We start from the raw sequence: 5362 nt of genomic DNA on the forward strand, positions 1-5362 counted from the left end.
GTGCGTGGCCCTGAAGGATGTCTGGGTCTCGTCCCCTCAGGCAGCCGCGGTCAGAACCGGAGCCGAGCTTATGGGCATCAAAACCATTGAAAAGTTCTACACCGGTTTTTCCTATATAGACATGGAGGATCTGCACTACGGTGAAAGCTTATTTTCCGGAAGGTATCTGGACGGACTCTGCATCCGGAAATACCAGATCAGCTACGGCTACCAGAATATCGGGAAATATCTGGACGACGATAAGGTGATGGAGGCGGTTTGCCGCGGGAATGCCGCAGATCTCCCGAAGCCGGAAATCATGGCGGCAAACGCCATTACCATGGAACTGGAGGGCAATTATACCGTGTCCGGCGATTGCCATGGGTGGGACGAAAATGAGCAGCGTCGGAACATGATGCTTATGAGCTTTATGAATCAGCACGGGCTCTTAAACGTCAAGGACAGTCAGGAACAGCTCCGGACTTTTCTCAGGCCGGCCTGCGAAACCATCTTCGCCCGGAAGGCGGAAGCCAAAGCCCTGGATCTGCCGGTGTCTGATGGCTCTCCGGACAATCAGAAACAGTAACGGTAAGAATTCAAGAAGAGGAACAGATTATGAAAATGTGCCTTAGTACCTGCATACTCCCCCGCTCCGTAAAAAGTGTTCTCCGGGCTCTGGCAATGTCCGCAGCTCTTGCCGCCGGATCTCCCGCCGTCTGCGCTCAGGATCAGGATGTCAGCGAAGTTGTTGCTGCCATGAACGGCATGATGCAGGCCACGCTGGAAGCCTCCTATACCGTAACCTATCACCGCTCCGTGCCGCATCTCATCTTCAAGGATGACATTTACTACCGAAAGGATCTCGTCACGATAGATTACGGTTTTCAGTATGTAGCGGGCAAGGAGCCGGATATTGTCTGGAAGGGCGATAAATGCATTCTGACCGCCACTGTCAGGAACAGTCCTTTCCGTCCCGCAAACCGGGGGACTCTGGTACGCGCGTCCACCGACGGGGAAATGCAGCTTAAGGACGAGGACGGCAATAATGTGGATCTGGACCGCATAATGAACATGAGGGTGCTGGAGGAAGAATTGAAATTCCGGACCGCTCATATGGAAATCGCCCGGAGCAAAATATCTCAGTATTTCCGGATCTATGCGGCAAAGCTCGGCTGTGAGCCGAGACTGGAGTTTGCGAGATGACCGCCCCGGCTCCCGGGGCCCCGGGAGCATTCTGGGCAATAGCCAGAAATCCTGAGGATTTTTCATTCAGTGATAATTGCCATATCAGGTAACCGTTAAAGAACACACCAGAGGAGATACCGTTATGAACAGCGCTCAGAAATCAGCCTGCCACAAGATCATTCACTCTGCCGCCGCTGCTGCCGCTGCCGGTAACCTGGTGCCCGTGCCCGGTACCGGATTTGCCGTCGATATGGGGGTGATGGTCGCCATGGTTATGTCTCTGGCCCGGGTTTTTAAGCTGGATAGCAGAGCGGGCGCTGCGGAATCAAAGAAGAGGGCCAAAAAAATGAAAAAAGTCAAAGATTCCATCCAAAAACAGCTCCCCGAAAACTGGAAAAAGCATGTCGCAAAGGAATCTGCCAAAATCATCAGTAAAAAGATCGCCCGGGAGATTGCCATGACTGCTCTCAAAAAGCAGATTGCCGCGCAGCCGATTCGGTATATCACCAAGGAAACTGCGAAGTCTGTTCCGATACTGGGGACTATCCTGAGTTCCGCAATTTCCGCGGGACTTATTGAAGATGCCGGTTGGAGGGTTGCTGCCGATTTTGACCGCAGCTCCTGAGGTCTGGCCTGATTTTGCGAAATGACCGCCCCGGCTCCCGGGGCCCTGGGAGATTTCCAGCTATGGCCGGAAATCATAAGAATTTTTCATTCGGTGATAATTGCCATATCAGGTAACCGTTAAAGAACACCTCAGAGGAGATACCGTTATGAACAGCATTCAGAAATCCGCCTGCCACAAGATCATTCACTCTGCCGCCGCCGCTTCCGCTGCCGGTAATCTGGTGCCCGTGCCCGGTACCGGATTTGCCGCCGATATGGGGGCGATGGTCACCATGGTTATGGCTCTGGCCCGGGTTTTTAAGCTGGATAGCAGCGTGGGCGCTCAGGAATCAAAGAAGAGGGCCAAAGGGAAGATCATGAGCGCGGCAGCTACTGGTGCCGCCAAAATCCTCTGGAAAAAGTATGTCGCAAAGGAATCTGCCAAAATCATCAGCAAGGAGATTGCCAGAGAGATTGCTATCACTGCTCTCAAAAAGCAGATTGCCGCGCAGCCGATCCGGTATCTTGCCAAGGAAGGTCTGAAATCTATTCCGGGACTGACTGCCCTGAGCTCTGCAATTTCCGCGGGACTTATAGAACATGCCGGCTGGAGGATCGCCGCAGATTTTGACCGCCGCGCCCGAGGTCTGGCTTGATTTTCCGAAACCTTTTTCCGGGCGCGGAGATGCGGGAGGAGCCGGATTCAGCTGTTCGCTGCCGGCCTCCCAGTGCATCCTCCGGTTTATCATTCTCACTTTCGAGAAAAAATTTTTTAAGGAACCCGGAACAATTTCGGGATTTTTGAGACTATTAAATATAAGGAGCACCTATGCTTACCGCAGCGCTTATCTGGATACTGACCCATAACGACTGACCCGCGGCCGGCGGCGCTCTGTCCTGAAAACGGCAGGGCGTTATGTTCGGGAACCAATGCGGGTAATTAAAGCCGGCAGCGAAGCCGGTAACTCCAGCGGATTAAGAAGCTTTCAGAATAAGGAGAACGCCATGAACAGCATGAGAAACATCCGGAACAGGAAGAACCCCTTAGCCGCTGCCGCGCTTTTGGCACCGGCACTTTTGAAAAGCGTTGTTGTGCCGCCGTTTGAGGATCCGCTTCCTTTCCCGCCCTGGCCGATTCTCTGGTGAAGGCCGGCACGTCTGCGGAACTGCCGTAAAAGCCCCTGGGATCTCGCGTCCTTTTAACGCCGGGGGTTTTGAGCTTCCGGTATAGGGGCTCCTTTTTACACTGCGAGAAAGATTTTTATCATTTGAGAGCCTGCGGAATCAGCGCGCAAAAAACCAAAGAGAGCAATTATGGACGAAACAAAAGAACCGGGAAAGGAAGCCGGCAAGGAGAACGAACGATCACTCCCGGAATACTGCGACCCCATCAATTTCGATGAGATGGTTCCCATGGATTACCACCGCAGGCTGATCCTGACGGATCTTCTGTCCCGTCCCGAAAACCTGTCCAACAGTGAACTCAGATATCGCCGTTTTCTGAGAAGCTACAATCTGCGTGTCACTAACCCGGGAAACTATGATTATCTTCGCGGCAGTTTTTATTTTCCGGCATACGGCATCAATAACCGTTCCCTGTGGAGCCAGGGCAGCGAAATCGCAGAGCGGAGTTCCGTAACTGCAGTAATCCCCAAGCTGCCTGGTTTTCTCAAGGTGCATGTCAGTTTCCCCCGGGGCGGCCGGAACTGTTTTTTCCGGAACCACTTCCGGAGATTTGAGCCTTTTGAGAAGCAAAAGCTCAGAATTCATGTATTTGAGGAGGATTGCGGTCTCCTGCCGCTGATGATGAAGGAAATGTCTCTCCCCGGTAATCATATCTGCTGTTACGGCATCGTAACCGATCCGGAGATCTATGATGACGGATACCGGGAAGCGCTCAGGGGCCTTTCCCGGGAGAGCGATGGTTCAGCCGGGACTCCGGAGGTAAAGATGTCCTTCAAGGGTGTCTATCTCCTGTTCATGGATGCCGGGAATCATTACTTTCAAAAGCTTTCTGTTCACAATCCCCCGGAGGCCCGGATCCTCGAAGGGGATTTCAGCGAAAGAGGCCGGAATCAGACAAAGGGGGAACTGAAATCTCTCTGAACCTTTGGTCATGCTCAGGATTTCAGAGTACCCTCTGGCCCGATATCCATCACGACGCGCCCGTCAATATAGCCGATTCTGTTTTCAGAGCCAGGCGCGCTGTACATTTCCAAAGCAGCCACATCTAATGAACCTTCAGATTTACCAAACAATATCTCGCCAAAACACAATGTATAGCTTAAATCATCGACACTGGTATCAGATGCCGGAATTTCGATAATTTGCCTGCCATTTCTGATTCTTACGAATACACCATATTCATGGAAAGAACCTGTTCCGTTTTCAATTGCCGAATACGAACTTACTGCTACAGAAGCGATGTCCGGATGCCATTTTATGTAGATATGTTCAAGTTCTCCAGGTTCGGTAACATCACCGCTATGCTTTACAGCGCCTTCCGGAGTGGAAATGCATTCGTCTTCATTCGCTGCGCCGACATAGATAAGACGTCCATCCCTGTATCTCACCAGGGCTTTAAGATCATAATCAGCATCTTCCGCAGTCCATCAGTTTTCCACAACGATAAGACCATTATTCTTTGCCAGTGATATTTTCTGGCCTTTTTTAAGTATGACAGGTTCCCTGTTTCTGTCTTTAACCTCCAGATTAACTCCGTAATTCAGGCATAGAGACTTCAGTCCGCCTTTAAAACCACTGCCAACTGCATTAAATTTCCACTCCCCCTTGTATCTGTATATTTCTCCTACTATGACAGATGCTTCGAAGGAAAAATCCTCGCCCAGGTCATATCTGAGAAGCTCGGTATTTGCTGCGGTATCGATGATGCGGATATACGCATTGCTTACTTGCCCGAAGTTTTGCTTCCTTGTTTCAGCATCGTAAATCGTAACCGCAATCGCAATTCTTTCTATGACATCAGGCACGCGGCTTAAATCCACTTTGATTTGCTCATCATCTCCGCCGCTGCCGCCGGTGAGACTATCGCCCATATGCTCAGCGCTTCCTGAGGAATGCCGAAGATTGCCATAATAGACGAAGTCCTGATTTGAACTGACCTTGTTATCGGCCTTCAAAAGAAAAGCCGCTGTATCAAGGTCGAAGTCATATCCGCCGCTGTACCTGTCAGTATCCCATCCCAAACCTATAAGGAGTTTGCTCAGTCTCGGATTACCCTTTGTTAAATCAATTTTCTGACCTTTCTTCAGATTTATTGCCATACCCGCACATCTCCTCTCTTTTTAAACGTTCTCTGTCAAAGCTTTTCTGACATATCTGCCGAAATCACGGCAAATGACCAGGCAAAACAGTCAGCCATCCAGCGATATCCGCATCACTTATCAGCTGCCGTGAATCTGTTTCCCATATGCTTTCGTATAATTGCCCTTATCTTTTCCTGAGCCTCTGCCGTCCCGGTTTCTTCAGGCACCACTTCCTGTGAATCCTTTTGCCGGATCTCAGGCTGTTCTTCCAGTTCTGACTTCAAAATCGGATGGTTGGTATCCACGCAGATAACATCCCGGGGCGG

At 50.9% G+C, this 5362-nt stretch carries 8 protein-coding genes and 1 pseudogene; 6 read left to right on the top strand and 3 right to left on the bottom strand.

Annotated elements, in window-relative coordinates:
• The 6 genes from ACJROR_RS00415 to ACJROR_RS00440 all read left to right on the top strand — a co-directional run.
• On the top strand, window positions 1-565 hold a 565-nt coding region (locus ACJROR_RS00415; RefSeq protein ID WP_406545372.1), incomplete at its 5' end, for a hypothetical protein.
• Between the two features lie 29 nt (window positions 566-594).
• The gene (locus tag ACJROR_RS00420) at window positions 595-1182 is read left to right on the top strand and encodes a hypothetical protein (RefSeq protein ID WP_406545373.1); all 588 of its coding nucleotides are present in this window, start codon (window positions 595-597) and stop codon (window positions 1180-1182) included.
• 124 nt (window positions 1183-1306) lie between these two features.
• Entirely contained in the window at window positions 1307-1789 is a 483-nt protein-coding gene (locus ACJROR_RS00425) for a hypothetical protein (RefSeq protein ID WP_406545374.1), read from the top strand.
• A gap of 148 nt (window positions 1790-1937) precedes the next feature.
• Window positions 1938-2426 (top strand): hypothetical protein, encoded by a 489-nt coding sequence (locus tag ACJROR_RS00430; RefSeq protein WP_406040235.1) that lies wholly within the window; start codon window positions 1938-1940, stop codon window positions 2424-2426.
• A 274-nt stretch (window positions 2427-2700) separates the two neighbouring features.
• Window positions 2701-2916, top strand: coding sequence for a hypothetical protein (locus ACJROR_RS00435; protein WP_406545375.1), 216 nt, complete (start codon window positions 2701-2703; stop codon window positions 2914-2916).
• A 168-nt stretch (window positions 2917-3084) separates the two neighbouring features.
• Window positions 3085-3876 carry a hypothetical protein gene (locus tag ACJROR_RS00440; protein ID WP_406545376.1) on the top strand — a complete coding sequence of 264 codons (792 nt, stop codon included), beginning with the start codon at window positions 3085-3087 and terminating at the stop codon, window positions 3874-3876.
• 14 nt (window positions 3877-3890) lie between these two features.
• On the opposite strand, the gene ACJROR_RS00445 is transcribed toward ACJROR_RS00440, so the two are convergent.
• The 3 genes and pseudogenes from ACJROR_RS00445 to ACJROR_RS00455 form a co-directional block, all read right to left on the bottom strand.
• Window positions 3891-4343 (bottom strand): hypothetical protein, encoded by a 453-nt coding sequence (locus tag ACJROR_RS00445; protein ID WP_406545377.1) that lies wholly within the window; start codon window positions 4341-4343, stop codon window positions 3891-3893.
• 132 nt (window positions 4344-4475) lie between these two features.
• Window positions 4476-5054, bottom strand: a pseudogene (locus tag ACJROR_RS00450) (TerD family protein); the annotation flags it as partial.
• A gap of 113 nt (window positions 5055-5167) precedes the next feature.
• Window positions 5168-5362 (bottom strand): hypothetical protein (locus ACJROR_RS00455; RefSeq protein ID WP_406545378.1); only part of this gene is annotated, 195 nt, incomplete at its 5' end.

Source organism: Succinimonas sp., from assembly GCF_045225735.1.
Taxonomy (GTDB): domain Bacteria; phylum Pseudomonadota; class Gammaproteobacteria; order Enterobacterales; family Succinivibrionaceae; genus Succinimonas.